This window comes from Pseudomonas sp. Colony2 (assembly GCF_019382755.1).
Taxonomy (GTDB): domain Bacteria; phylum Pseudomonadota; class Gammaproteobacteria; order Pseudomonadales; family Pseudomonadaceae; genus Aquipseudomonas.
Genome location: NZ_CP080030.1, coordinates 5,531,063 through 5,531,505 on the forward strand (window position 1 = coordinate 5,531,063; position 443 = coordinate 5,531,505).

The window sequence follows — 443 nt, forward strand, 5'->3', positions numbered from 1 at the left end:
CCATCCGCCGCAACACAAAGTCGAATTTTTCCCTATAATGCGCGGGTAAATCGGGCCTGCAATATCCCTTTACACTGGGACGAAGAGCCAGACCTGAGGCCCCCGCTGGAGCTCGCAAGCACTGCTCCGCCCCTCAAGCCTCAAGCAGAACACCCGTAACCCTGATTCCGTTTAATGCGTGCGCTAGCTGCAACAAACGATTCCTTAAGATCCACCGCGGCCTTTGGGCCGTGTGAACACCCAACCATCCGGTTTCACACGGGCACCTTAGAGCCCTCACGCAGGAGACGACACGTCATGCTGAGCTGGGACGAGTTCGACAAAGAAGAAGACGGCGAAGTAGTTGCCAAAGGCGCCAACGCCGGCCACGCCACCGAAGCCAACATGGACCGCCTCGACGGTGCCGGCGCTGCCGCCGCCCTTGAAGCCCGCAACGTGACCGC

General features: G+C 60.0%; 1 pseudogene. It reads left to right on the forward strand.

The window, feature by feature from the left end:
* Positions 1–297 precede the first annotated feature (297 nt).
* Positions 298–443 (forward strand): annotated as a pseudogene (locus JV201_RS29905) (ribonucleotide-diphosphate reductase subunit beta); the annotation flags it as partial.